22 protein-coding genes are annotated in these 24,970 nt (G+C 59.3%); 4 read left to right on the top strand and 18 right to left on the bottom strand.

Features of this window, described 5'->3' with window-relative positions:
- Window positions 1-5 precede the first annotated feature (5 nt).
- The 7 genes from FZZ90_RS01250 to glpX form a co-directional block, all read right to left on the bottom strand.
- Window positions 6-374 carry a hypothetical protein gene (locus tag FZZ90_RS01250; protein ID WP_226412185.1) on the bottom strand — a complete coding sequence of 123 codons (369 nt, stop codon included), beginning with the start codon at window positions 372-374 and terminating at the stop codon, window positions 6-8.
- Window positions 375-378: 4 nt separating this feature from the next.
- Window positions 379-939, bottom strand: coding sequence for a CIA30 family protein (locus FZZ90_RS01255; RefSeq protein WP_226423974.1), 561 nt, complete (start codon window positions 937-939; stop codon window positions 379-381).
- A complete protein-coding gene (gene pgl, locus FZZ90_RS01260) occupies window positions 920-1,633 on the bottom strand; it encodes a 6-phosphogluconolactonase (RefSeq protein WP_226423975.1) in 714 nt (237 codons plus the stop codon). Before pgl ends, FZZ90_RS01255 begins: the two co-directional genes overlap by 20 nt.
- Window positions 1,634-1,644: 11 nt before the next feature.
- Window positions 1,645-3,063, bottom strand: a complete 1,419-nt coding sequence (gene gndA, locus FZZ90_RS01265; protein ID WP_226423976.1) for an NADP-dependent phosphogluconate dehydrogenase — start codon at window positions 3,061-3,063, stop codon at window positions 1,645-1,647.
- Between the two features lie 136 nt (window positions 3,064-3,199).
- On the bottom strand, window positions 3,200-4,495 hold the full coding sequence (locus FZZ90_RS01270; protein ID WP_226423977.1) for a glucose-1-phosphate adenylyltransferase: 1,296 nt from the start codon (window positions 4,493-4,495) through the stop codon (window positions 3,200-3,202).
- Between the two features lie 121 nt (window positions 4,496-4,616).
- Window positions 4,617-5,915 carry a glutamyl-tRNA reductase gene (locus FZZ90_RS01275; protein WP_226423978.1) on the bottom strand — a complete coding sequence of 433 codons (1,299 nt, stop codon included), beginning with the start codon at window positions 5,913-5,915 and terminating at the stop codon, window positions 4,617-4,619.
- Window positions 5,916-5,946: 31 nt separating this feature from the next.
- On the bottom strand, window positions 5,947-6,951 hold the full coding sequence (gene glpX / locus FZZ90_RS01280) for a class II fructose-bisphosphatase (protein WP_226423979.1): 1,005 nt from the start codon (window positions 6,949-6,951) through the stop codon (window positions 5,947-5,949).
- Between the two features lie 150 nt (window positions 6,952-7,101).
- Here glpX and rpe point away from each other — a divergent pair, with 150 nt between their 5' ends.
- Together rpe and FZZ90_RS01290 are read left to right on the top strand one after the other, a co-directional pair.
- Complete coding sequence (rpe, locus tag FZZ90_RS01285; protein WP_226423980.1) at window positions 7,102-7,785, top strand: ribulose-phosphate 3-epimerase; 684 nt, start codon at window positions 7,102-7,104, stop codon at window positions 7,783-7,785.
- Window positions 7,786-9,066: 1,281 nt separating this feature from the next.
- Window positions 9,067-9,630, top strand: a complete 564-nt coding sequence (locus tag FZZ90_RS01290; RefSeq protein ID WP_226423981.1) for a glycine zipper 2TM domain-containing protein — start codon at window positions 9,067-9,069, stop codon at window positions 9,628-9,630.
- A 29-nt stretch (window positions 9,631-9,659) separates the two neighbouring features.
- On the opposite strand, the gene ccsB is transcribed toward FZZ90_RS01290, so the two are convergent.
- From ccsB to FZZ90_RS01330, 8 genes are read right to left on the bottom strand one after another with little or no spacing between them, the layout of a single operon-like run.
- Window positions 9,660-10,574 (bottom strand): c-type cytochrome biogenesis protein CcsB, encoded by a 915-nt coding sequence (ccsB, locus tag FZZ90_RS01295; protein ID WP_226423982.1) that lies wholly within the window; start codon window positions 10,572-10,574, stop codon window positions 9,660-9,662.
- A 38-nt stretch (window positions 10,575-10,612) separates the two neighbouring features.
- Complete coding sequence (locus tag FZZ90_RS01300; protein ID WP_226424427.1) at window positions 10,613-11,773, bottom strand: LptF/LptG family permease; 1,161 nt, start codon at window positions 11,771-11,773, stop codon at window positions 10,613-10,615.
- Window positions 11,773-12,501, bottom strand: a complete 729-nt coding sequence (lptB, locus tag FZZ90_RS01305) for an LPS export ABC transporter ATP-binding protein (RefSeq protein WP_226423983.1) — start codon at window positions 12,499-12,501, stop codon at window positions 11,773-11,775. The genes FZZ90_RS01300 and lptB overlap by 1 nt, the downstream gene beginning before the upstream one ends.
- Window positions 12,498-12,935 carry an LptA/OstA family protein gene (locus FZZ90_RS01310; protein ID WP_226423984.1) on the bottom strand — a complete coding sequence of 146 codons (438 nt, stop codon included), beginning with the start codon at window positions 12,933-12,935 and terminating at the stop codon, window positions 12,498-12,500. Before FZZ90_RS01310 ends, lptB begins: the two co-directional genes overlap by 4 nt.
- 50 nt (window positions 12,936-12,985) lie before the next feature.
- On the bottom strand, window positions 12,986-13,342 hold the full coding sequence (locus FZZ90_RS01315; protein ID WP_226423985.1) for a DUF309 domain-containing protein: 357 nt from the start codon (window positions 13,340-13,342) through the stop codon (window positions 12,986-12,988).
- Window positions 13,342-15,150: a translational GTPase TypA gene (gene typA / locus FZZ90_RS01320; RefSeq protein WP_226423986.1), complete on the bottom strand. Its 1,809-nt coding sequence runs from the start codon at window positions 15,148-15,150 to the stop codon at window positions 13,342-13,344. Before typA ends, FZZ90_RS01315 begins: the two co-directional genes overlap by 1 nt.
- 57 nt (window positions 15,151-15,207) lie before the next feature.
- On the bottom strand, window positions 15,208-17,739 hold the full coding sequence (locus FZZ90_RS01325; RefSeq protein ID WP_226423987.1) for a U32 family peptidase: 2,532 nt from the start codon (window positions 17,737-17,739) through the stop codon (window positions 15,208-15,210).
- Window positions 17,736-18,488, bottom strand: coding sequence for a M15 family metallopeptidase (locus FZZ90_RS01330; RefSeq protein WP_226423988.1), 753 nt, complete (start codon window positions 18,486-18,488; stop codon window positions 17,736-17,738). The genes FZZ90_RS01325 and FZZ90_RS01330 overlap by 4 nt, the downstream gene beginning before the upstream one ends.
- Before the next feature lie 108 nt (window positions 18,489-18,596).
- On the opposite strand from FZZ90_RS01330, the gene chlP reads away from it, so the two are divergent.
- Window positions 18,597-19,979, top strand: coding sequence for a geranylgeranyl reductase (chlP, locus tag FZZ90_RS01335; protein WP_226423989.1), 1,383 nt, complete (start codon window positions 18,597-18,599; stop codon window positions 19,977-19,979).
- Between the two features lie 35 nt (window positions 19,980-20,014).
- On the opposite strand, the gene FZZ90_RS01340 is transcribed toward chlP, so the two are convergent.
- Window positions 20,015-20,290: a hypothetical protein gene (locus tag FZZ90_RS01340; RefSeq protein WP_226423990.1), complete on the bottom strand. Its 276-nt coding sequence runs from the start codon at window positions 20,288-20,290 to the stop codon at window positions 20,015-20,017.
- Complete coding sequence (gene glyS, locus FZZ90_RS01345; protein WP_226423991.1) at window positions 20,291-22,456, bottom strand: glycine--tRNA ligase subunit beta; 2,166 nt, start codon at window positions 22,454-22,456, stop codon at window positions 20,291-20,293.
- Window positions 22,457-22,529: 73 nt separating this feature from the next.
- Between glyS and FZZ90_RS01350 the strand changes: the two genes are divergently transcribed.
- A complete protein-coding gene (locus FZZ90_RS01350; protein WP_226423992.1) occupies window positions 22,530-24,287 on the top strand; it encodes an NADPH-dependent assimilatory sulfite reductase hemoprotein subunit in 1,758 nt (585 codons plus the stop codon).
- Here the strand turns inward: FZZ90_RS01350 and FZZ90_RS01355 are convergent.
- On the bottom strand, window positions 24,251-24,952 hold the full coding sequence (locus tag FZZ90_RS01355) for a M15 family metallopeptidase (RefSeq protein WP_226423993.1): 702 nt from the start codon (window positions 24,950-24,952) through the stop codon (window positions 24,251-24,253). The two genes, FZZ90_RS01350 and FZZ90_RS01355, sit on opposite strands and share 37 nt — an antisense overlap.
- Window positions 24,953-24,970: the final 18 nt, after the last annotated feature.

Genomic DNA, 24,970 nt, shown 5'->3' on the forward strand with positions numbered 1-24,970 from the left:
CGCAGTCAAACAGCCGGTTGAACCAAGGCCCGTAAACGCCGACCCAATGCCTCTAGGGGGGCGGCATCCTGTGGTGCCGCGCAACGCTGACCGGATCCACCATCCATCCAGACCGGATGGCGCCCGTGCCAGAGCATCGGGCGTTCCGGTTGGTCCCACCAGCTGAGCATCAGATTGATCTCGTTACCACTCCGGTAGATCTCCAGTTCAAGGTCCTGCTCGGAGCAACGCTGGCCTTCGCCATCGCGGCATTCAATCCGCACGTGCAGATCGTCGATTTGTTCGGGAGCTGAAGGATCGATCAAAACAACCGCATGGTTCCAGGGCTTGAGGCAAACGTCAGCCGCCTTGGCAATCAACACCAGAAGGTCCATGGGCTCAGGGCAAGGCGCGGATTGAGCGGATCAGCATCCGGATAGAGCCTGCGCGAAAACCCGGATTGAGATCCCCTGCATCACCAAATTTCGAGTGCAACACTTGAATGCGGGTGATGCCACTGGGGTCGAAGCGCAGCGGTAAGCCAACGGGTTTGGCCCTCACGGTGGGTCTGAGGTCGTCGAAAGACACCACCACAGGGGTCACGCCATTGGGTTGAGTTGGAACATCCACCACCCAGCGAAGACCACCAGGAATCAGTTCGGTGAGTCCCATGGCACCATCCCGGCAACCGAGGGCAATCTTCAGTGTGCGTCCCTCGCCTTCAACATCAAGCCGAAGTGCCGAATAGGTCGACAGATCGAGCGCGGGCTGCAGGCGGGGGGAACGGCAGCTCACGAAACCACCACCGGTTTCCACCAGGTCCCCCTCCAGCACGAGGCCATCAGGGGTCACGCGACAACCGGCACGGGATCGGCCGCCCATGATCGTGTCGTTCAGGCTGGCCCAGTCAGCAAAGTCGCTGCCCTGGAAAAGAATCTGCTCAGAGGCCGGCGGCTGCATCCTGATCGGCAAGGACCAGCACATCACTAGCAGGTTGAACCAGCCGAGCGGGGGTCCGATCGGAGGATTCGGAGGGATCCACCAGTCGCCGGAGGGCCTCCTGTTTTCCGGCCCCACTGACGAGGAAGATCACCTGACGGGCGGCACTGAGCACAGGAGCCGTCAAGGTAATTCGATCTAACCCTTTGCCACGGCCGATGGTCGTCCAGCGATCCAGCACCGCTGGAGCCTCCGTACCAGGGAAAAGGGATGCGGTATGGCCGTCATCACCCAGGCCCAGCAGCATCACATCGAACACCGGTGGGGCTCCTGAACAAAGCTGAGAAATCTGTTCAGCAAACGCCAGGGCACTGGCCTCAGGACTTTCCAGTTCCACGGTGGGCACCGGGTGAAAGGCGGCCGAAGCTCCAGGCCCGGGGGAGAGCAGGGTGCGTCGCAACATGCCGGCGTTGCTCGAATCATCGTCGGCAGCAACCCAGCGCTCGTCGCCCAGGACGACGTCCACACGATCCCAGGGCAACCGCTCCTGTCCGAGCAGGGAATAGGCCCTGGCCGGCGTGCTTCCACCCGAGAGAGCGATCTGGCAGCGGTCCCGTTGATCCAGTGCCAAGTCAATTTGGGCGGCAATTGTTTCGCAGGCCTGGCGGGCGAGGTCCTGGGGATCCTTGGCCCGCTCAATGCGGTAGTTGGTCATCACTCAACAGCTCAGCTGAGCCATTCGGTGTGGAAGGCGCCCTCCTTGTCGACCCTTTGGTACGTATGGGAGCCGAAGCAGTCGCGCATCGCCTGAACCAGGTTCTGGGGGAGACGACCGGAGCGGTAGCTGTTGATGTAGTCGAGGGTGCTGCTGAAGCAGGGAACGGGAATACCGGCCTCGGCGGCGCCGGCCACCACTTGAGCTAGCCCGGGCAGCCGTCTGTTGATCTGCTCAGCGAACCAGGGATCCACCATCAGGTTGGGCAGTTGGGGATCAGCATCGAAAGCATCCTGTATGCGCTTCAGCAGACGGGCCCGAATGATGCAACCACCCTTCCAAATCTGAGCGATCGATGGCATGTGGAGCTCATAATCGAGATCCTGGGAGGCGATGCGCAGCAGTTCCATGCCTTGGGCATAACTGGCGATGCAGCTCAGCACCGTGGCGTCCATCAACGGAGCCATGGCGTCATCAGGCGTCCCCAGATCAAAGTCCTTAACGGCAGGACCCTTGAGGATCGATTCCGCCGCCATGCGCTGAGGCTTCATCGAGCTCATCACCCGTGCATTGAGGGAGGCATAGATCGTTGGCACAGAAGCGCCCATCTGCAGCGCTGTCACCACGGTCCAGAGTCCCGTGCCCTTCTGGCCAGCCTGGTCGGTGATTTTCTCCACCAGATCAGTGCCATCGACGGGGTCCTTGGTGCGGAGACACACCTCAGTGATTTCCACCAGATACGACGACAACTCTTCTGTGGCGTTCCATTGACCGAGAACGTCGGCCATCTGCACACCGCTCATTCCTTTGACCCGCTTCATCAGGTCGTAGCCCTCGGCAAGGATCTGCTCGATCCCGTATTCGATCCCGTTGTGGACCGTTTTGACCAGGTGTCCTGACCCCCCGGGACCGATGTAAGTCACACAAGGTCCGTCTTCGACCTGCGCCGCCATCTTGTTCACGAGGCTCTCGATGGCCTCGTAGGAGGTCTTGGTTCCTCCGGGCATCATGCTCGGCCCCTCCAGGGCACCTTTGGCGCCTCCGGATACACCCATACCGATGAAGCCGAAACTCTTGCTCTCGAGTTGCTTCACCCGACGTTCGGTGTCGTGATAGTCGGAGTTGCCTCCATCAATCAGCAGATCGCCTTCTTCGAGATAAGGAGAGAGCTGATCAACGACGGCATCGACGGCAGGCCCCGCCTTCACCATCATCAAAATTCTGCGGGGTCGTTCCAGCTTGCAAACGAAATCTTCGAGGTCAGTGGCCCCCTGAATATTCTTGTCCTTGCCACGCCCCTGGAGGAAGTCTTCAGTTTTGGCGTAGGTGCGGTTGTAAACAACGCTGGAAAAACCGTTGCGCTCCGCATTAAGGACGAGGTTCTCGCCCATCACGCCAAGACCAATGAGGCCGAAGTGAGACTTGGACATGGCCTAATGGACCACTAACGATTGACCTCAGTGTGTTGATCTCGGCTGGTGCTGACTGCAAATCAACCAACAAATGTCAGGAATGAACCATCGGCTCAGGGAGACGGCGGCTCATTCACGCGAGCGCTTCCAGCGCTCAGATCACCGTTCCATCAGCGATGGTGGCGTTTTTCTGAACCACCACGATTCCGTTACGGATGTAGAAGCCCTGATCGGAACGATCGGCCTCCTCCACGTTGTCCTTGTTGATGATCGAGACACCCGAACCGATGCGGGTGTTCTTATCGAGGATGGCGCGTTTCACCGTGGTGCCCTTGCCCACGCCAAGAGGAATACCTCCTCGCTCCTTCAAGACGGCACGTTCGTCGGGCGATTCAAAGAAGTCGGCTCCCATCACCAGCGTGTCTTGAAGGACGCAGTCACTTTCAATCCGGCTGCGGACACCGAGCACGCAGTGGTGAATGCTGCAGGACTTGAGAATGGATCCCTCGCCAATGATGGAATTGGTGACCTGAACGTCCACCAGCTTGCTGGGGGGCAAGTAACGGGGGCGGGTGTAGATGGGGAACTTCTCGTCGTAGAAGCTGAAGGGGGGCGTGGGTTGTTGGGTCAGCGCAAGGTTGGCTTCATAGAACGCACCGATGGTGCCGATGTCTTCCCAGTAGTCGTCGAACACATAGCTCTGAAGCTTGTCGCCCCTCGCGAGAGCCTCGGGAATGATTTCTTTGCCGAAATCCTTGTGGGCGGGATGCTTGTCGAGCAGATCAAAGAGGGTTTGACGGCTGAAGACATAAATGCCCATGGAAGCCAGATAAGGCCTTTCCTTGGCTGAATCAGCACTCAGACCGAAGCGAGAGGTGTCAACAGCCATCTCCAGCAGCGAATCACCCTTGGGCTTTTCACGGAACTCCTTGATCGTGCCGTTTTCGTCGGTCCGCATCAGTCCGAAAGCCTCGGCCTGCTTGGGATCAACGGGAAGGGCAGCAACGGTGAGATCGGCGCCTGAACGGCGATGGTGCTCAATGAAGAGGCTGTAATCCATCCGGTACAGCTGGTCGCCGGAAAGGATCAGATATTCATCAACGTCCCATTCCTGGAACAACCATTGGTACTTGCGTACAGCATCTGCAGTGCCTTCAAACCAGGTGGGACTGTCAGGGGTCTGCTGGGCTGCGAGCACCTCAACGAACCCTCCACCGAAGGAATTGCTGAGGTTGTAGGTCTGGCTCAGGTGGCGGTTGAGTGACGCACTGTTGAACTGCGTCATCACGTACATCTTGTTGATGTCGGAATTGATGCAGTTGCTAATCGGAATATCAATCAGTCGATATTTGCCTGCCAGAGGGACGGCCGGCTTGGCGCGCATTTTTGTGAGCGGATACAGGCGTGTGCCTGCTCCGCCGCCCAGAATGATGGCCAAAACCCGCTTCATGCCGCTGTCCCAAATCGGCGTTGCCGCAAGAACTTACCGGAGTTTTTGGCTTCTCAACCGTCTTTGGGAAGAATCAGTCGAGATTACTGGGATTCAGTTCGCGACTGAATCGCTCAAGAGCTCAAGAGGCTTCCAAATCGAAGAGTCTTTCGACAATTCGAAGGGCCTGTTGACGATCCTGACGGGTCTGGGGAGCCCGCAGCTGGGTCACCGGCGTGTGGAGGATTTTGTTGATGATCCCTTTGCTCAAGGCTTCGACCACCTTGCGTTCCCGGGCTGAGAAATCAGGACCCATTCGGCTGAGGGCTTTCTGGAGTTCCTCCGAGCGGATCGACTCCATCGAGGAGCGCAGCTGGTTGATGGTCGGCACAGCCTCGAGGCTGTCCCACCACTCGAGGAACTGCTGCGCTTCCTGCTGAAGCAACTGCTCAGCCTCCCGGGCCATGGCCTGACGGGCTTCCTGGTTACGGGCAACGACCTCTTGAAGGTCATCCACATCGTGGGATTCAACGCCGTCCACATCGGCAGCATCAGCAGCGATGTTGCGCGGCACCCCGATATCAATCAAGCGAAGCTTGCTGCGCCGGTTCAGAGGAGCCAGACGCGCGGCATCGATGATCGGATCATCTGCGGCGGTACTGGTGAACATCAGCGAGCAGGTGCTCAGATACTGATCCAGATCCGTGAGCGGCCGGCACTGAACAGGAAGATCGGGGAAATCGGCCGACAGCTGTTCGGCCCGTTCAACGGTGCGGTTCAACAGAACAACACCCGAGGCACCTTTCGCCTGAAGGTGCTGAAGCAACAGACGGCTCATGCGCCCGGCACCGACAACGGCAATCTGCTCGCTTTCCAGGGTGACCAGCTGATCCAGTCCCCGGGATTGACCAAGCTTGAGCTGGGCGAGCTCAACGGCCGCTGAGCTGATCGAAACGGCCCCTGTTCCGAGGTTGGTTTCGCTGCGGACACGTTTGCCCGTGGTGACGGCCTGCGTGAGCAAACGATTCAGGATCGGACCCAGGGATTTGTGCTCCTGGCCGAGCCGCATCATTTTTTTCACCTGGGAGAGGATTTGACCTTCCCCCAGCACAAGGCTGTCGAGACCTGCTGCCACCCGCATCAGATGGTCGACAGCGTCTTCGTGGTGATAACTGAACAGGTGAGGGGTCAGCTCCCCTGTCTCAAGGCCGGAGTGACTGCTGAGGAAGTCGCTAACAGCAGACACGCCGAGGTCCGGATTGCGGACCAAGGTGTAAATCTCAAGGCGATTGCAGGTGCTGAGGATCGATGCCTCGAGCACCTGCTCATTGCCGCGGAGGGATTGAAGGGACGTCTCCATGGTCTGCTCAGGGATGCTGAGCCGTTCCCGGATCTCCACCGGTGCCGTGCGATGACTGAGGCCGACGACGGAGATATGCATGAAGACGTTCCTCTCAACCAGTGGGTGACGATCAGCTCAGAGCGATGCTCTGGGCGCCGTCTTTGATGTGCACGGTGTTGGTGAAGCGGCAGGTGTTGTCCAGATTGCTAATCACCAGGCTGCTAGTGCGGGTGCAGTCCTTTTCGAACTTAACGCCATTGAAGAGCAGACCATCAGTGATGCCGCTGCCAGCGAAACAAACATGCTCGCCGCAGGCCAGCTCCTCTGCTTCGTAGACCTTGTCGGGATCGCTGATGCCCATCTCAGAGAGACGCGCCAGGTTGCCCTCTTTGGTCATGTCAGCCCATTCGGAGGTCTGAGCAATCGCAGGGTCGTACACCAGTTGACCCTGGAAGTGACCACCAAGAGCGCGCATGGCAGCGGCGGAAATCACACCTTCAGGGGCAGCACCAATGCCCATCAGGCAGTGGGTTCCGGTGCCAGCAAAACCGCAGGCAATGGCGGCCTGAACGTCGCCGTCGGAGATGGGCTGGATGCGAGCACCGGTGGCACGGATCTCAGCGATCAGATCCTTGTGACGAGCACGATCCATCACCACGATGTTCAGCTCGTCGACGGGGAGACCCAGGCACTCGCTGAGGATCTTGATGTTTTCAGTGGCCGATTTACGGATGTCCACTTTGCCCTTGGCAGCCGGAGGAGCAGCCAGCTTCTTCATGTAGAAGTCGGGGGCGTTGAACAGACCACCGCGATCGGAAGCGGCGAGAACAGCCATCGAGCCGCGCTGGTTGAAGGCGCAAAGGTTGGTGCCTTCGCAAGGGTCGACAGCGAAATCCACGCCAGGGCCAGTGCCGGTGCCGACCTCTTCTCCGATGTAGAGCATCGGGGCTTCATCACGTTCCCCCTCGCCAATCACGATGCGGCCCTGCATCTGGATCTGATTCATGCGCTTGCGCATGGCATCGACGGCCAATGCATCCGCTTCATCCTTCAGGCCTTTGCCGGAGAGCGAGGCGGAAGCGATGGCGGCCTGCTCGACGATCTCGAGAATTTCCTGAATGAGGGTCTGATCCACGGGACTCCGGATGAGGTGGGACGGGTTGGCGAGATCTCCTGGACGGGCAGTTGGCCGTCGCCGCAGTGGATCTCGACGTCTGAGCGCGGCTCACTGTATCAGTGGTTGCAGGAGTCCCTAAAATCTCCCGGCAAATCGCGCTCCTCATCCATGAGCACCAAGCCCCTGGTGATCTCGCCGTCGATCCTGTCGGCTGACTTCTCACGCCTCGGCGAAGAAGTGAAAGCCGTGGATGAAGCCGGTGCAGATTGGATCCATGTGGATGTGATGGACGGCCGCTTTGTTCCGAACATCACCATTGGACCGCTGATTGTTGAGGCGCTGCGTCCGGTGACCCAGAAGCCCCTGGACGTTCACCTGATGATTGTTGAGCCGGAGAAGTACGTCCCCGACTTCGCCAAAGCCGGCGCGGACATCATTTCTGTTCAGGTTGAAGCCTGCCCGCATCTGCATCGCAACCTGGCTCAGATCAAGGACCTGGGCAAAAAAGCAGGTGCAGTCCTGAATCCCTCAACTCCGATCGACACCCTCGAGTACTGCCTCGAGCTCTGCGACTTGGTGTTGATCATGAGCGTCAACCCCGGTTTTGGTGGCCAAAGTTTCATCGAAAGCCAGGTCCAGAAAATCCGCGACCTGCGCCGCATGTGCGACGAGAAGGGCCTCGATCCCTGGATCGAAGTGGATGGCGGCATCAAAGCTGGCAATGCCTGGAAGGTGATCGAAGCAGGTGCCAACGCGATTGTGTCCGGCTCCGGTGTGTTCAACCAACCCGATTACGCCGAAGCGATCAAAGGCATCCGCAACAGCAGCAGTAAGGAAGCTGTTCTTGCTTGATCAGCAGGCCATCAAATGAGCACCAAAGCCCGGCAGCCAATGCCGGGCTTTTTTGTGATCACTTCAAGAAAGAACCAAGCCCTTGAGCAGTTTCATCATCTTCAAAGATTTGATAGCCACACTGATGCGATCAAGGGTCCGATAATCGTGGGATGAATGATGACGTCAAACTGGTTACAGCATTCCTAGCCCTAAATGCTGGCGTGATTTCATTAGTTTTCGCAGGTTATCTCAAAGGCAGCATGAATATTGGCGCCGTCCTGCAACATTTAGTTCAATAGATTTATTTGCTTCGTGCTACATCAGGCTTCGTATCCCCCTGCCACTTGAGTTGAAATGCGGATGACCAGCGCAGCCCCTCTGGACCAAACTGGAAATGTCGAAGTCGGAGGCGTCCAATGCGTGACGACAGTCCAACTGAGCAGGGTCTAGAAGCTGCCTGACTGGCCTGACTAGCCATACAGCCAGACGCTTCGTTCAGCTTCAAAGAACGCCAACAAGGAAGGTCATCCCGTTGCAGGGGTGGCCTTCCTTTTTGTCCGTTGGCCTGATGCACATCTTGAGAGGCCAACCACCCCCTGGATGGACATCACGCCAATCAGTGACGTTGATCACAGAACAAGATTGAAGAGCATGGAATTATTCCAGGACGCGATGGACCACAGGTCACGACGCGAGATTCACGCATAACTGGGAGAACAGCATTAGCAGACGAGGAATCCACCCACTTCTACGAGGTCTTGAACGGTCTCAACAGGTGACACCCTCAAGACCTGCCTCGCCGCTGTCTGGTCTGGAATCGGCACAACGAAAACGTTATCTGCGTTCGGAAGCTGAAGACGCCGAAGCGTTCCAACAACGAGTCAGACATCGCTCATCTCAGTGAGACCTTGTTGGCCCGCAGGTGCTGATTTGATTTGTCCTGGGGCTCAAAGAGGTTTGAGTTCACATCCCAGGGGTAATGGCGTGGGGGGAGAGTCCATGTGGACCTCGATCCCCCCTCAGTGATGGGGAGAGTCCGTTAGGCCTCGATCCCCTTGTGGCGGCCGCTTTCGCTGCCAGACCCACATCTCCACCATGCAGGACATCCACAGCTACAGGCATGCAGCTCAACAATCTCTTCCACTGTTGGTGTTCTGGTTTTACAGACTGAACCGGCGTGCGCCATCGCTGAAATGGGGGATCTGGGCCAAAGAATTAATCCCTCATCTGGGGGATTGAATCGAAGACAAAAAACTCATTACGATGAATACAACAAAAAAGCAATAAGTTCATGCACAGATGCATCCTGTCACAGATTCAACTGAAGTTGTCAGAGTCTTTCTCGTTCAGGAATGCAGAATGAATCAACAAAGCAACTCCTCCGTCATGAAGAATATTTTTTCCGGACTTATTACTGGAGTCGTGATGACGACGGTCGTGAATCAACCAGCCCTAGCCAACAACACATACTCCAGGACAAAGACTTGCTATCAGAATCAATACGTTGAGACTTACCATCCCGGAACCCGGGACAAGCCTGGGTACGTCAGCAGTCGAGAGGAAAGGGTCGAACGCCCTTGTCCCAAGACCCTGCATTTCCATGGGCGCAAAAGCCATAAGCACCAGCAGGGGCACCGCGCCCATAACCATCCAGATCATTCACCAACAACGTCAAGCGGAAAAACCGTCGTCGTGGACCATTCTGCTGTGGACAACAATTCCTGTTTGGAAGGAAGCCTCGCTGGCGGTGTTCTTGGGGGAGCCTTGGGAGGCGCACTCGCCAAAAAGGACAACTGGATCTGGTCGATTCCCGCTGGGGCCGTTGGCGGTGCCCTGGTCGGATGTCAGATCGATGGCGGGTGATCACCTCTCGAGTGCACACAGAAAACTGGTCAGAAAAACCAGCCGTAACTGTGCAAGCCAATGCCCAGCAGATTCACGCCGATGTAGCAAACAGCGATCACAACAAGACCCACCACCGCAACAAGAGCTGGGCGTCGACCCTGCCAACCGCGGCTGAGGCGGGTGTGCAGATAAGCGGCGTAGACCAGCCAGCAGATCAAGGCCCAGGTTTCCTTGGGATCCCAGCTCCAGTAGCTGCCCCAGGCTTCATTCGCCCAAACAGCACCACTCACGATGCCCACCGTGAGCATCAAAAAGCCAACTGTGATGGTGCGGTAGCTGAGGCTGTCGAGTTGTTCATTGGTGCTCAACTGCACCGATTGCAGCTGAACAGAACCACCGTTGGCGATCGAGGCAGCCTGACGAAATCCACCACTGCCAATGGAACTGCTGCGAAGTTCCAGAGCCTGGTCACGATCCGTGACCAACACCGCCAAGGAGAGCAGCGATCCCACCAGCAAGGCGGCATAGCTCACCATGATCACGCTCACGTGCATGACCAACCAGCTGGAGCGCAGGGCAGGAACAAGGGGCGCCGCCGATTGCAATTGATCCGGCAAAGCAAAGCTGGCAAAGGCAATGCAACCAAGACCCATGGGTGTGGCTGCTGCTGCCACGATGGGGGAAGGCCAGGCCCGTTCCACCAACAACTGGGTGAGGGTGCAGGCCCAGGCCAGAAAACACAGGGATTCGTAGAGGTTGCTGATCGGGAAGTGGCCGGATTGCCACCAACGCAGAATCAGCTGTGTCGTGAACAGCAGGTTGGCAACAGCCACCAACAAGCGAACCAAGCCTGCACGGGACTGACTGGACACCGCCCAGAAGGCCAAGGGCATGGCCAGCAACAGCAACACGAAACCAGCAAATCCAAGACTGGTGACCAGCTCAAAAGGCGTGTTCAGCACACCATTCCCCGAAGACACGCCGATTCTGCCTCGGCCAATCAGCGACTGGCCTGTTTCAGCAACAGACCACCAGCGCCTAGAAACAACATCACAGGCAGCCAAGCCGCCAGGATCGGCGGCAGGGTGCCCTTGACTCCCAGGGAACTGAAGCTGAAACCAATCACGTAATAGACAGCGATGATCCCGAGAGTGAGCACAAACGAGAAGCTTCTGCTGCTTCTGTAACTGGGCTGAGCGCCGAGGGTGGCTCCAAACAAGCCAAACACCAGACAGGCCATAGGAACCGTGAACTTCTCCTGGATCCGCACACGGATTTTGCGGGCTTCCTTGATGCTGCCGGCCTCTTCATACAGCCTCTGGGCTTGCAAAGCTTCGGCAACTGTCATGTTGACGGCATCCTTTTCAATCCCTGCCAGGCGCACCGGACCGGAACCGAGGGGATAGACGTAACGATCGAAATCGGCCTTGGTTGAGCTGCCGTTGGCGGCCAACGTCAAAATTTGGCCATCCAGAAAGTCCCAACTGGCCTGGCCCTCATTCCAGATGGCCCGATCTGCACGCAACATTTGGGTGAAACCGGATCGGGTGAAATCAAGAACAGTCACGTCCACCATTTCACCGTCCTGAAACTTCCTCGAATAGAAAAGTTGATTCAGCCCTTTACCGTCCTCTTCACCGTCGGAATCAAAGCGGGTCCCGAAACGGGGGTAAATGATGTCGCGTCCTGTCTCACTGGCAAGAGAACGCCCCAGTGACTTCTTGAGGGTGACCTCTGCATAGCGTTGGCTGCGGGGCACCACCACGTCGTTGAGGACGAAGGTGAACAGCGTCATCACCATGGACAGAGCCAGGGCCGCGCTAATCATCCGCACTGTGCTGATCCCGAGGCTTCGCAGAGCGGTGAGTTCACTGTTCGCTGACAGGCGGGTGAACACGAACAGCGATGCCATCAGCGTTCCGATTGGCACTGAGAAGGCCAACCAACGCGGAATGCTGAACAGCAGAACCTGAACTGCAATTGTGATCGGCAGGTTCTTGTCAACCATCTGCCGCACCAGTTCAAACATCACGCCGCCCGTGAGCAGCAGCAGGGTGAACAGGGCAATGAAGAACAGCAGCGGACCCAGAAGCTCCTTGAGCAACCAGCGATCCAGGAGATCCAGCCGCATCCAGGTGGCGCGTTTGAGACGATCCAAAATCACAGTTGGAATCCCTCCCCGAGGTAATAACGACGCACCTGTGGATCAGCCGCCACCTCCTCGGAATGTCCTGCAGCCAAAACCGCACCATCGTTGAGGATGTAAGCCCGATCAGTTGTGGCCAGGGTTTCTCGCACGTTGTGATCGGTGATCAGGATCCCCATGCCCCGTGAACGCAACTCCTCGATCAGCAGCTGAAGATCCGCTACCGCAAGCGGGTCGACGCCGGCGAAGGGTTCATCCAAAAGCAGATACGTCGGACCGTTGGCACCCGAAGCAAGCGCCCGGGCCACCTCACAACGGCGACGTTCACCCCCGGAGAGTTGGAAGCCACGTCGGTTGATGAACGCGGTGAGGTGAAAGTCCTCAATCAGCTGCTGGCGCCGATCCCGACGCTGCTCGGGACTGAGATCGGTCTGTTCAAGGGCAACATCAAGGTTTTCACGCACCGTGAGATTGCGAAAAACACTGGCTTCCTGGGGCAAATAACCCACCCCAAGCCGTGCCCGTTCGGGCATGGGCAGGCTGGTGACACGCTCGCCGTTCAAGGTCACCTCGCCCTGATCAGGGCACAGCAGACCGATCACCAGATTGAAGGTGGTGGTTTTGCCGGCTCCATTAGGACCCAGCAGGCCGACCACCTCGCCTGGGGAGAGCTTCAGATTCAAACCCTTGACCAACTGGCGGCCCCCAAGGGTGATGGAGACATTCGACAGTTCCAGGGTCATGGGGTTACCGGGTTTGCCTCAGGAGCAGGATCCAGAGCGGGTTGGCTGGGAGTGAGCGACCACTGACTGAACACCTGCTGGCCCGGAACGGGGCTGGCAATTGCGCGGCCTTCGTCCAGCAAATAGGTGAAGCGATCGGCGCGGAGCTGATTGCCATCGGCCTGGATCACATCCACATCACCACTCAGCACAATCCGGTCTTCCTCCATGAAGTACTGGGCCTGACGGCTGGTGGCCACCAAACCACGACCGGCATGCACCAAGCGAACATTGCCGCTGGCAGTGATCACACCCGTGCTGTTGTCGGCCGATTGCAGATCGGACTCAATCGTGATGACGCCTGCGTCAGCAGTTTGCTGAGCCTGAACCGCATCCAGAGGGCACATGATGGCCAGAAGGGGCAGAGCTAAAAAAAGGCCCCCGAAACGGAGCATCGCTTTACCTGCCACGCAATTTGCTCGAATTCGTTGAGATTACCGGCGCTTCAGCGCATGTACTCAAGAACAGGGACAGTGCATGACTCGGGATCCCCATCCTGCTGAAGGGCTTCAAGCCGTTGTTGCGTCGCTTGGCAGAGAGCATCAAGGTTGAGGCCCAGATCAGGAGTCCCGGGACGTTTCAGACGTCCAAGGGCTTCGCCGAAAAGAATCGTGGCACCACGACGATTGCCCCGTTGCAGATGCAGCTGGGCAACCGCCACTTGAAGGATTCCCTGCAGGCTGCGCCGCTCCGGATCAGCCGTTTCATGCCAGAGCTCTTCAAACAGATCGTGGGCGGCGTACCACTCACCGGCATTGAAAAGCTCCAGGCCCTGCTGAAAGCGGGGATCCGCCTGGGGCATCAGCGCTTGGACTTAGCCGGCTTCTTGCCAGGAAGTTTGCGCAAACGAATCGACTCTGGGGTGACTTCGAGCATCTCGTCTGGACCGATGTATTCCAGAGCCCGCTCAAGGGTCATCTGAATCGGTGCTTGCAGCGTATCCAATTCCTCAGCACCCGCGGAACGCATGTTGGTGAGCTGCTTGGTCTTGCAAACGTTGATCTCCAGATCCTGGGGCCGGTTGTATTCCCCGATGATCATGCCCTTGTAGACCTTTGTGCCCGGGCTGATGAAGAACTGGCCACGGTCCTCGGCATTCTTCAGGGCATAGAAGGTGGCCGTTCCTTCTTCGAAGGCGATCAGCACACCGTTCCGGCGGGTGTCGAAGTCACCCATCATCGGCCGGTATTCATAGAAGGAGTGGCTCATGATTCCTTCGCCGCGGGTGGCTCGGATGAACTCACCCCGGAAACCGATCAGACCGCGGGAGGGAACGATGAACTCCAACTGGGTGCGTCCATCAGCACTGGTTTCCATGTTCTGCATCTCACCCTTGCGGGTGCCCAGTTTTTCGATGCAGCTGCCAACCGCTGGCTCAGGGACATCCATCACCAGGGTTTCAACCGGCTCGCAGGGCGTGCCATCAATGGTGCGGTAGATCACCTGAGGCTGGGAAACCTGGAACTCATAGCCCTCACGGCGCATCGTCTCGATCAGGATGCCGAGGTGCAGCTCACCGCGACCACTCACAGCAAAGCGGTCTGGTGAATCAGTGTCTTCGACACGCAGAGCCACGTTGGTGAGCAATTCTCGCTGCAGGCGGTCACGAACCTGACGGCTGGTGACGAATTTGCCTTCCTTACCTGCAAACGGGGAGTCGTTGACGACGAAGGTCATCTGCAGGGTGGGCTCATCCACCTTGATCAACGGCAGAGCGGTCGGCTCATCGGGGCAGGCGATGGTTTCGCCGATGTTGACGTCGTCAAAGCCAGCCACGGCCACCAGGTCACCGGCGGAAGCCTCTTCGATCTCGACGCGCTGGAGACCCTCAAAGCCCAGCAGCTTGCTGATGCGGCCCTTCTTGACGCTGCCATCGTCCTTGATCAGCGCTGCGTTCTGACCCTGTTTGATTTTTCCGTTGTGAACGCGGCCAATGATGATCCGACCAAGGAAGTCGGAATAGTCAAGGGTGGTGATTTGCAGCTGGAGGGGCTTCTCCGGATCACCAACCGGGGGCGGAACGTGGCGCAGGATGGCGTCGAACAGCGGACGCATGTTGTCGCTATCTGTCTTCATGTCGGGCTTGGCGAAGCCCCCAAGACCGCTGCCGAACAAGTAAGGGAAATCGCACTGATCGTCGTCAGCGCCGAGTTCGATGAACAGATCGAGCACCTTGTCGACGGCGGTCTCGGGATCCACCCGGGCACGGTCGATCTTGTTGACGAACACGATCGGACGCAGGCCCTGCTCGAGGGCCTTCTTCAGCACAAAGCGGGTCTGGGGCATCGGCCCCTCATTGGCGTCCACGATCAGCAGGCAACCGTCGACCATGCCCAACACCCGCTCCACTTCACCACCGAAATCGGCGTGACCAGGCGTATCAACGATGTTGATCCGGGTGTCCTTGTAGGTGACTGCCGTGTTCTTCGACAGGATCGTGATGCCGCGCTCACGCTCTAGGTCGTTGGAGTCCATCACACAGGTGGGGACTGCCTCGTTGTCGCGGAAAATTCCTGACTGCGCCAACAGCGAATCGACCAAAGTCGTCTTGCCGTGGTCAACGTGGGCGATGATCGCGATGTTGCGGATCGCCTTGTTGTTGGCGCTCATGCGGGCTGACCGTACGTATTTGTGAAGAACGCCAAAGGCGCAGTGCGACAGGTTATCTCAACGTGAGAATCGACTGGTGCGCTCCGGACCCTTGCTGCGCAGGCTGCCGCGGGTGACGCCGAGCTGGTGGTGGATCTGCTCCTGGGACCAGACGTCCTGGGTGGCCATCCGACCCGCCAGAGCCTCGGCGTAAAGGCTGACGCGCCGACGCGTCGCAGCGGCATCTTCATCGAGAAGTTCAAGCCGAATGGTGCGCACGCCCGCCCTCAGCAGCGACGGAAGCGCCTCAACGCCCGATTGCGCCGTTCCATTGAAGAGGGTGTTGCGACAGCCCAGATCAGCACGCAGGGGATGTTCAACCCCGCTGCGATCCCGAAGGGTGACGTGGTGCTTCTCACAGGGACGACCGCAATCGGTGTGGTCCTTGCCGTCCGAGAGGAACGCACAGAACAAGCAATGCTCCATGTGGAACAACGGCATGTGCTGATGCAGGGTGACCTCCAGAAGCGCTGGATTAACGGCGGCGGCCAGATCCAGAAGTTGCTGAAGGTTCAGGTCGTAACTGGCCGTGAGTCGCTGCAGCTTCCAGTGGTCGCGATACCAGTGGAAACTCAGGGGGTTGGCGGTGTTGAGGGAAAAGTCGCCGATGCAGGGGGCCAGCGGCGTTAGCACCTCCAGCTGATCGGCATTTCTCACGAGGAAGCCGTCGGGACGGGCGCGAATCAGAGGTTCAAGGCTCCAGCGTTCATCGGGCCGTGTGATCCGTGCCCCGGCCAACCAAACACCTTCCGGCCAGCAGCCTCGACCGATCGCCACCGCTTCCCGCAGCTCCCGGGGCTGCTCGAGATCCGCCACCACCGAGCGAATCGGCAGGCCCGTGCCGGCGAGATCCACCAAGGCCTGCAACTGATCCAGGCTGCGCACCAGCACCACCAAGCCTGGCTTGGTCTCGCTGGGGGAAGCCTCAGCTGGGGGGCACATCTGGGCCAGCAGCTCTGTTGGGTCTGCCGTTTTGGAGGGTGCAGGGCCAGGGACTGAATCGGTGCTGTCATCCAGCGAGGCCTCCAACCGCTCCAGCAGGGCCCTGCGCATGCGGTTGAGTTCCGCCATAGGCAGAAAAAGATCGCCCTGCAGCTGGACCTCCAGATGCTGAAGCGACCAGCCGGTTCCCCCCAGGCGTCCCAATTGCTGCTCAAGCCGTTCCCGATCCAGGGGACGCTGCGAAGCGCTCTGCAGCGGAATGGTGCTGTTGACCTGCAGATCCACCCCCTGGGGTGCCAGCAGGTGCAACTCAAGCGGTGCATCCAGCCGACCGGACACCCGCAACGCCAGATTCCGAGAACGCGCCTCCACCCTGCGGCGGGCAGCACGCTGCCAACGGGACTGCCAATCGGGGTCACTGGTGAGCCAGACCGAAGCGCCAGGTCTCAAGCCAGAGCCATCCACACGCTCGGGCCCAAGGCGCAGCTTCCAGCGTTCGTCTCCCATCCGCTCACACACCATGATCCGACCACCGATCTCCCGAGGCGGCTGCAGGGGGTCAGACGACAGCTGTTCCAGCACAAGGCCCTGACCGGCTTGCAGCTGTTCCCGGCTACGCAGATGCAACCAACCACCCCGTTCCACCCGCAGCAACTGCCCCAGCAGCGGGCCCCGCTTCTTGCTCCAGCGGCCATGCACCAGACGGCGATGGTTCACCCCTTCCAGCCAACCGGTGGACAGACCTCGGGAAAATGCCAGCTCAAGCTGGCGTTGCACCTGCGGTGCCGAAGCGGGGGTCTGATCCAGTCGCTGCCGATAGGCGTCGGTGACGGCTGCCACGTAGGCAGCGTCCTTTAGGCGACCTTCGATCTTGAGGCTGGCCACGCCGATGCGCTGCAATTCCGGCAGCAACTCCCAGGCCGCCAGATCCTGGGGCGAGAGGAGGTAGCGCTGGTCTTCCAGGGAGTGGGGTTGACCATCCACCACCATTTCGTAGGGCAGGCGACAGGCCTGGGCACATTCACCTCGATTGGCACTGCGCTGCCCGAGGGATTCACTGGTCAGGCATTGACCGGAATAGGCGACGCAAAGGGCACCGTGCACGAACACCTCCAAGGGCATCGCAAGGTGCCGCTGGACCAGTTGTCTCTGCAGGCGCTCAAGATCACGCAGGGCCAGCTCCCGCGCCAGCACCACCCGTTGACAACCGAGCGCAGCCGCCTGGGCAATCCCCGCTGCACTGGTGATCGACATCTGGGTTGAGCCGTGCACACAGAGGTGGGGAACCAGCCGCTGGGCCAAGCGACAGAGCCCCACGTCCTGGACAATCACCGCATCCACCCCCGCCCGGTCTGCGGCGATCAACAATTGAGCCGCTGCCTGCAATTCATCGCTAAACACCAACACGTTGAAGGTGAGGAAACCCTTCACCCCCCGCTGATGCAGCCACTGCATCACCTCAGGCAGGTCATCCAGTCGAAAATTCTCAGCCCGCTGACGAGCGTTAAAGGCATCAACGCCGAAATACACCGCATCGGCACCGGAGGCGGCAGCCGCCTTCATCGCAGCCCAGTCGCCGGCGGGAGATAGCAGTTCGGGGACATTCAAGGGTCGCGCCTGGAGAACCGACTGGCCGGCTCAAACAAACGAAGTGCATCCGCATTGCCCTGGTAACGCCAATGCCAGGGTTCGTACATCACGCCCTGTTTGTTGCCCTTAGGAAAAGACAACACAAAGTGATATCGGGCCGCGTGATCCTGAAGCCAGCGAAATGCTTCGGTGTCTTGAAAGCTCTGGGAGAGGTTGGTCTCAGGAAAACGGCCATCGCCTAGATCAACGGCATAACCAGTGCTGTGCTCGGAGTACCCCGGTGGAGCCGACACCTGGGCACGCTCTTCTGCGGTCTGGTTCCGTTCGGAGGCCACATCAAAAAAGATGGATTCCTGGAGGGCCAGAGAGCGGAATCCACTGAGCAGACGCATATCGACCCCGTCAGCTGAGGCTGAACGCATCATCGTGTCGAGGGCGGCGGCGGCCTCCACATTCAGCTCAATCCCCGGTTCAAAGACGATGAGTTGATCGGCATCCGCCTCTCCATAGGGGAAGTGACCGAGGAGACGGCCATCGGCGTCGGGACGTTCACGAAAACCTGAAATCTCAAGGGTCTGCGTTGGCTGACGACGGGATAGGAAGGTTGGAAGCAGCATCACTGCAGCCAGGCTTCCAGCACAGACAAGAACAAGACCAAACAGCAGACCAGCTGCGCCATTTCCCTTGCGTTGACGCGGCTGTCGTGTTCGACGGGCGACCGGAATATCCTCCCGCTCGGTGCGTCGCGCAGAGGAGGCCCGAACCAAGGCGCTGATGCGTGTTGTTTCGATCGTAAAGGCAGCAGCCAGATCAACCCACAATGGTTGATGTGACAGTGATAGCTTCACAAAACAATCCAGCGGAGACGGGCTGAGATGTTGCGAGTTGCGGTGATCGGCGGTGGCCCCAGTGGCTCCTGTGCTGCCGAAATTCTGGCCAAGGCAGGTATCGAGACTTGGTTGTTCGAGCGCAAACTCGACAATGCCAAACCCTGTGGTGGGGCGATTCCGCTCTGCATGGTCGAGGAGTTCGACCTCCCCGACGAAATCATCGACCGCAAGGTCCGCAACATGAAGATGATTTCCCCCTCCAACAGAGAGGTGGACATCAAGCTGGATCCCCTCGGCTACGACGAAAACGCCTACATCGGCATGTGCCGTCGTGAGGTTTTCGATGCCTTCTTGCGCAACAGGGCCGCCGATCTGGGCACCACCCTGATCAATGGCCTGGTGCAGAAGATTGACACAGGCACAGACCGTCAGGGCCCGTACACCATCCATTACGCGGACTACAGCGGTGGTGGCCCCACCGGTGAGCCGAAGACCCTGGCCGTTGACCTCATCATCGGTGCCGATGGCGCCAACTCCCGGGTGGCGAAAGCCATGGACGCCGGTGATTACAACGTGGCCATCGCCTTCCAGGAAAGGATCAAGCTTCCTGCTGAAGAGATGACCTATTACGAGGATCTGGCTGAGATGTACGTCGGAACGGACGTCTCACCTGACTTCTATGCCTGGGTGTTCCCTAAATACGACCACGTGGCCGTGGGAACGGGAACCATGCAGCAGAACCAGAGCCTGATCAAGGGTCTGCAGAGAGGCATCCGCGAGCGGGCCAACAAGCGTCTGTTCCAGGGTGAAGTGATCAAGGTGGAAGCGCATCCGATTCCTGAGCACCCCCGTCCGCGACGGGTGGTGGGCCGCATGGCGCTTGTGGGCGATGCAGCGGGCTATGTCACCAAGAGCTCCGGTGAAGGCATTTATTTTGCTGCCAAGAGCGGCCGGATGTGTGCGGAAGCGATTGTTGAAATCTCCAACAACGGTGCTTCCATCCCCACCGAAAAACAGATCAAGTCGACCTACCTCAAGCGCTGGGACCGTAAATACGGTGCCACCTATGTGGTGCTCGACATCCTGCAGCGAATCTTCTACCGCAACGACGCTGCCCGCGAAGCCTTCGTGGAGATGTGCGATGACAAGGACGTGCAGAAGCTGACCTTCGACAGCTACCTGTACAAGCGGGTGGTGATGATGAATCCCTGGCAGCAGATCAAGCTCACCCTCCGCACCCTCGGCAGCCTGATCCGGGGCGAAGCCCTGGCTCCATCCGATTACAACCCTGTTCCGTCGGCTGTTGGTCGTTCAGACGGCGATTTCCTAGCGGAGGAAGCGGCCCAGCAGATCAAGGCTCAGGCCGGTGAATCCAAGGGGTCCAACTCCAAGGGTTCCGAGTCGAAGGAAAAGGCCGGAGTCTCCTGAGGGAGACCGGCCCATAACATCGCTGAAGCTGCTGGTTAGTTGCGCGACTCGATCGCTTTGCCAGCGGCATCCTTAATCCGCTCAATCCCTTGCTCAAGGTTCTTGGCGGGGGATGTTTCTTTTTTGGTCGTCGACCAGACGTTGATGGCGTAAACGGCGGCGGCAGCAAGGATCACCGCCGCAATCACGGTTCCCAGACCTTGGCCACCTTGGCGGATCACCACAGGCTGCTGGGTGGTGTTTGTCTCTTGATCAGGCATTGCAGCTGAATGGACTTGCCCCTGCTTAGCCGCAGAGGCCAGCACTGCCATTTATTTGGATTGAATCGATTCAAACTCAGCCAACACCGATGCCTGATTGCGCAGGACGGCCAACAGGTTGAGTCGATTGAGCCTCAGCGCGGAATCGTCGACCATCACCATCACGCTGGTGTCACCATCAAAGAAGGCCTGGAGAGCCGGGGTTGCTGCGACAAGCGCATCGGCGAGGGATTGATACGACCGCTGCTGAGCCAGTGGCTGCAGCTGCTCCAGAGCGGCGAACAGATCCTTCTCACTGGCTGACTCGAAGCGCTCGGGCTGAACCACATCACCGGCCACAAGCTGATCCCGTGTCAGATCACCTTTTTCAGCAAGCTTGGCTGCCCGTTGCACCACCGCCTGGACGGCATCCAGCTGACCGCTGTCCCGAAGGTCACGCAACAGCTGAATCCGCTGTTTCACATCCAGGGGATCACTGAGCAGACGCTGGCTGGAGACGGCATCACCAGCAACAGCCTGCACCAGATCGGGAGCAAAGCCGTCGTCTTCCAGTTGAGACACGATCCGCTGCCGCATCAGCTGACAGAGGTCGTTATGCAATTGGCTGGAATCCACCCCAAAGGCAGGGAAAAGGGAAGCCCACTCCGCCACGGCGTTGTTGAGGAACGCCATGAGGTCAAGGCGCCAAGCCATGCCCCAGAGAATCTGCACAACGCCATTGCCGGCCCGCCGCAGGGCATAGGGGTCGGAGGATCCTGTCGGCCGCTCTCCCTTGGCAAAGATGCTGAGCAGCAGCTCAAGCCGTTCCGCCAAGGCCACAACAGCTCCCGCGAGGGTTGCGGGCAGGGCATCACCGGCGCCCCGGGGCAGATAGTGCTCCACCACAGCGAGAGCGACATCGCGAGGTTCTCCCTCCTCCAGGAGGTATTTGCCCCCCATCAGGCCCTGAAGTTCAGGGAACTCGCCCACCATCTGGCTGACCAGATCGTTCTTGCAGAAATGAGCGGCACGCTGGGCCGCATCCGCCACGCTCTGATCAAGACCGAGTTGCTTCAACAGCAGCCCCGTCAGCCGCTCGATCCGCTCGGAGCGGTCCAGAAGACTGCCCAGCCCTTCAGCGAAGGTGACGCGATCAAGGGCTTCACGCCGAGATGCGCTGGATTGACGTCGGTCAACGTCCAGAAAAAATTCGGCATCCGCCAGGCGCGCTCCAAGCACGCGTTCATTGCCACGAACGATTAATGAAGACGCCGGGGCCAGGCCATTGCCCACCAACAGGAACTGGGGCCGAAGCACAGCCTCAGCGGTGAGACGGAGCGGGTCAGCCTCCAGGCCAGGCACCTGGAGTGGCACATAACGCTGGTGAGCCTGCATCACCGTGCTGATCACCTCCGGAGGAAGCTGAAGGAACCGTTCAGCAATGGTCCCCTCGAGAATCCTGGGATCTTCAACCAGGTCCACCAGTTCCTCGAAAAGAGACTCCGGACAGTCGGGTGTTCCATTGGCGGCCTGAGCCGACTGATCAAGGCTGGTGCGAATCCGTTTGGCCCGCTCCGCACGATCGACAACAACGCCGGCGGCGGCGAGGGTTTCACCAAACACCTCCGCTGATGCGATGGACAGTGGCTCGTCACCATGGAGACGGTGGGCACGGCTCAAACGATCGCTGCGGACCTCGGGGTCAGCGCCGTCGAGCACCACAGGGATCACCTCTGACCCCTTGAGAACTAGCAGCCAGCGAATGGGGCGGCTGAAGCGCTGGGCTCCGGTGCCCCAGCGCATGAACCGCCGGCCCTGGAGAGCATCAATCCATTGGGGAATCAGCCCCTGGAGTAGTTCAACACTGGCTTGACCGGGGGTGAGCACGGTTGCGAAGACGCAAGGCCCCTTCGGAGTTTCACGCTGCTCAAGGGCTGAGGGATCAACACCGCAACGCTTGGCGAAACCGATCGCCGCAGGCCCTGGGATGCCGTCCTTGAAGGCCTGAGCCACAGGAGGGCCCTTGCGGTCTTCCTGAAGATCGGGCTGGCGGTCCTCCAGCTCAGCGACAGAGACCACCAGACGCCGGGGGGTGCCGAACACCAACACCGCTCCATGGGCCAGCCTTGCCTCACGCAGATCACGACTGACCCGCTGCTGCAGCTGATCAAGCGCTTGCCTGACGAAATCGGCAGGAAGCTCCTCGGTGCCGATTTCCAGAAGAAAGGTTGCCGTCACGCCAAGGTCAGAGCCGAAAGCGACTGTATTGGAAGCCGTTTCGCTACGTTCAAATCAAGAAAACCTTTTCGGGGTGGGGGAAGGCTCCTTGGCAGTGGTGGAATCAGGAACTCAATCGCTGTCCAAGGCGGAGCAGCGCAAGCTGGATAGCGACCATCTGCGCGACCCGTTGTTGAGCGAGCTCAGCAACGACGACGTTCGCTTCACGGAAGATGCTGTTCAACTGCTGAAGTTTCACGGCAGCTACCAACAGCACCACCGCGAACTGCGCAAGACAGACAAGGTCCGCAGTTGGCAAATGATGCTGCGGCTGCGCAGTCCGGGCGGACGCATCCCCGCCAGGCTGTTCCTCGCCCTCGATGACCTGTCCAACCGCCTTGGGGATGGCACCCTGCGAGCCACCACCCGTCAGGCCTTCCAGATGCACGGCATCGCCAAGGCCGATCTGAAAGAGGTGATCGGCACCATCGTTCGCAACATGGGCTCGACCCTGGCGGCCTGCGGCGATATCAACCGCAACGTGATGGCACCCCCAGCTCCTTTTGAGAAAGGCGGCTATCCCGTGGCACGGCGCCTCGCTGATGAAATTGCCGATCTGCTCAGCCCCGAGGCGGCCGAGGGGGCCTATCTCGACCTCTGGGTGGATGGTGACCTGAGTTATCGCTTCAAGCCCAGCCGAGCCGTTCAGAAGACCAGAAAGCGCCAAAGCGAAGGCGGCGTTTTTTCCGGCAGCACTGAAGAACCTCTCTACGGGGATACCTACCTGCCCCGGAAGTTCAAGGTGGCCGTCACCGTGCCAGGGGATAACTCCGTTGACCTGCTCACCCAGGACATCGGCCTGGTCGCCTTCACCGACCCCTCCGGCGAACTGCGGGGCTGCAACGTCTACGTGGGCGGTGGCATGGGTCGCACCCACAACAAGGAGGAAACCTTCGCTCGCACAGCGGATCCCTTGGGTTACGTCGATGCCGCCGACGTTCTGGATGTGGTTCAGGCGATCCTGGCTCTGCAACGGGACCACGGGGATCGGGAGGTTCGCAAGCACGCCCGCATGAAGTACCTGCTGCATGACAAGGGCATCCAATGGTTCCGCGACACCCTGTGTGCGACCTACTTCAAGGGAAGCCTCAAGGGGCTGCGCAATGAGCCGAAGGCCAAGCTGTTGGACTACCTCGGCTGGCATCGACAAAAGGCTGGGATGTGGTTTGTGGGACTGCCCCTGCTCTGCGGTCGTCTGAACGGAGAGCTCAAGGCAGGGCTCAGGCAGCTCGTGGAGACTTACCAGCTGGAGATTCGTCTCACCGCCAATCAAGACCTACTGCTGTGCAACATCGGCACCTCCCAGCGCGCCAGCATTCGAACCCAGCTGGAAGCCCTTGGGTTTGAGGTGCCTGAAGCTCCAGCCCGCCTGGCCAGACATGCCATCGCCTGCCCGGCCTTGCCCACCTGCGGCCTGGCGATCACCGAATCGGAGCGCATCCTTCCGGATGTACTGGATCGCCTTGATGCCCAGCTGCGGCGGCTCGAGATTGAGAAGTCTCTTCTGGTGCGCATGACCGGTTGCCCCAACGGCTGCGCTCGCCCTTACATGGCTGAGCTGGGATTGGTGGGCAACGGGGTCAACCAGTACCAGCTGTGGCTGGGCGGCACCCCGAACCTCCAGCGTCTTGCGCGCCCGTATATGGAGAAACTCCCCCTGGACGATCTGGAAAAAACCCTTGAGCCGCTCCTCCTCAGCTGGAAAGCTGCGGGCGGACGACGCAGCTTCGGTGACCACATCGAGAAGCTGGGCGATCAGGAAGTGAGCGCGCTGTTGACGGCCTCGGCGTAGACCGCCACAGCTGCATCCTTTCGCCAGGCCCAGAGCTGATCGCCGAACGAGTAGTGCCACCACTCGTTTGGATGCTGAACAAAGCCGGCTGATCCCATCACTTCAGCAAGCAACTGCCGGCGTTGATGCCAGCGCCGAGCTTCGGAATCCTCCCGACCGGCGTAGTGCTGCGGTTCAGACACCGCACCAATGGCATCAATCTCTCCACCCATGGCCAGCGGCGTTCCATCGCTACTGCTGAGGGTGAGGTCGACAGCAGCACCGGTGCTGTGGGGTGGCGGTGTGGCGGGATCCCGACTGGGAGCGGCCCAGAACCGCCCCACATCGGCCAAAACCTGATCGAAGGCGTCCCCCGAGCGCACCTCCACACCGCGATCACGGCAGAGTTCAGCAATGCTGTGGTCCACCATGAAGGCCTGCACGGCGATCGGCCGCCACGCATCAAAAATGCTGAGTCGCAGGCTGGGGTCGTGCTCGATCAACCGCTGCTGAGCGTCAAGCAGGCGCTGAACGACCCCCAAACGCAATTGGAAAGGATTTCCCGACGCCCCATAGGGTGCCCCGAGCGTCATGTACGGATGGGGTTCCATCCGCAACAAATCGGGAGGCAGCAGTTGCAAGGGCTCTCCGCAATCTTCGATCGGAATTGGGCTCCAGGGGCGCATCGAAACTGCAATGGGATG

This window comes from Synechococcus sp. MU1617 (assembly GCF_020514235.1).
Taxonomy (GTDB): Bacteria; Cyanobacteriota; Cyanobacteriia; order PCC-6307; family Cyanobiaceae; genus Parasynechococcus.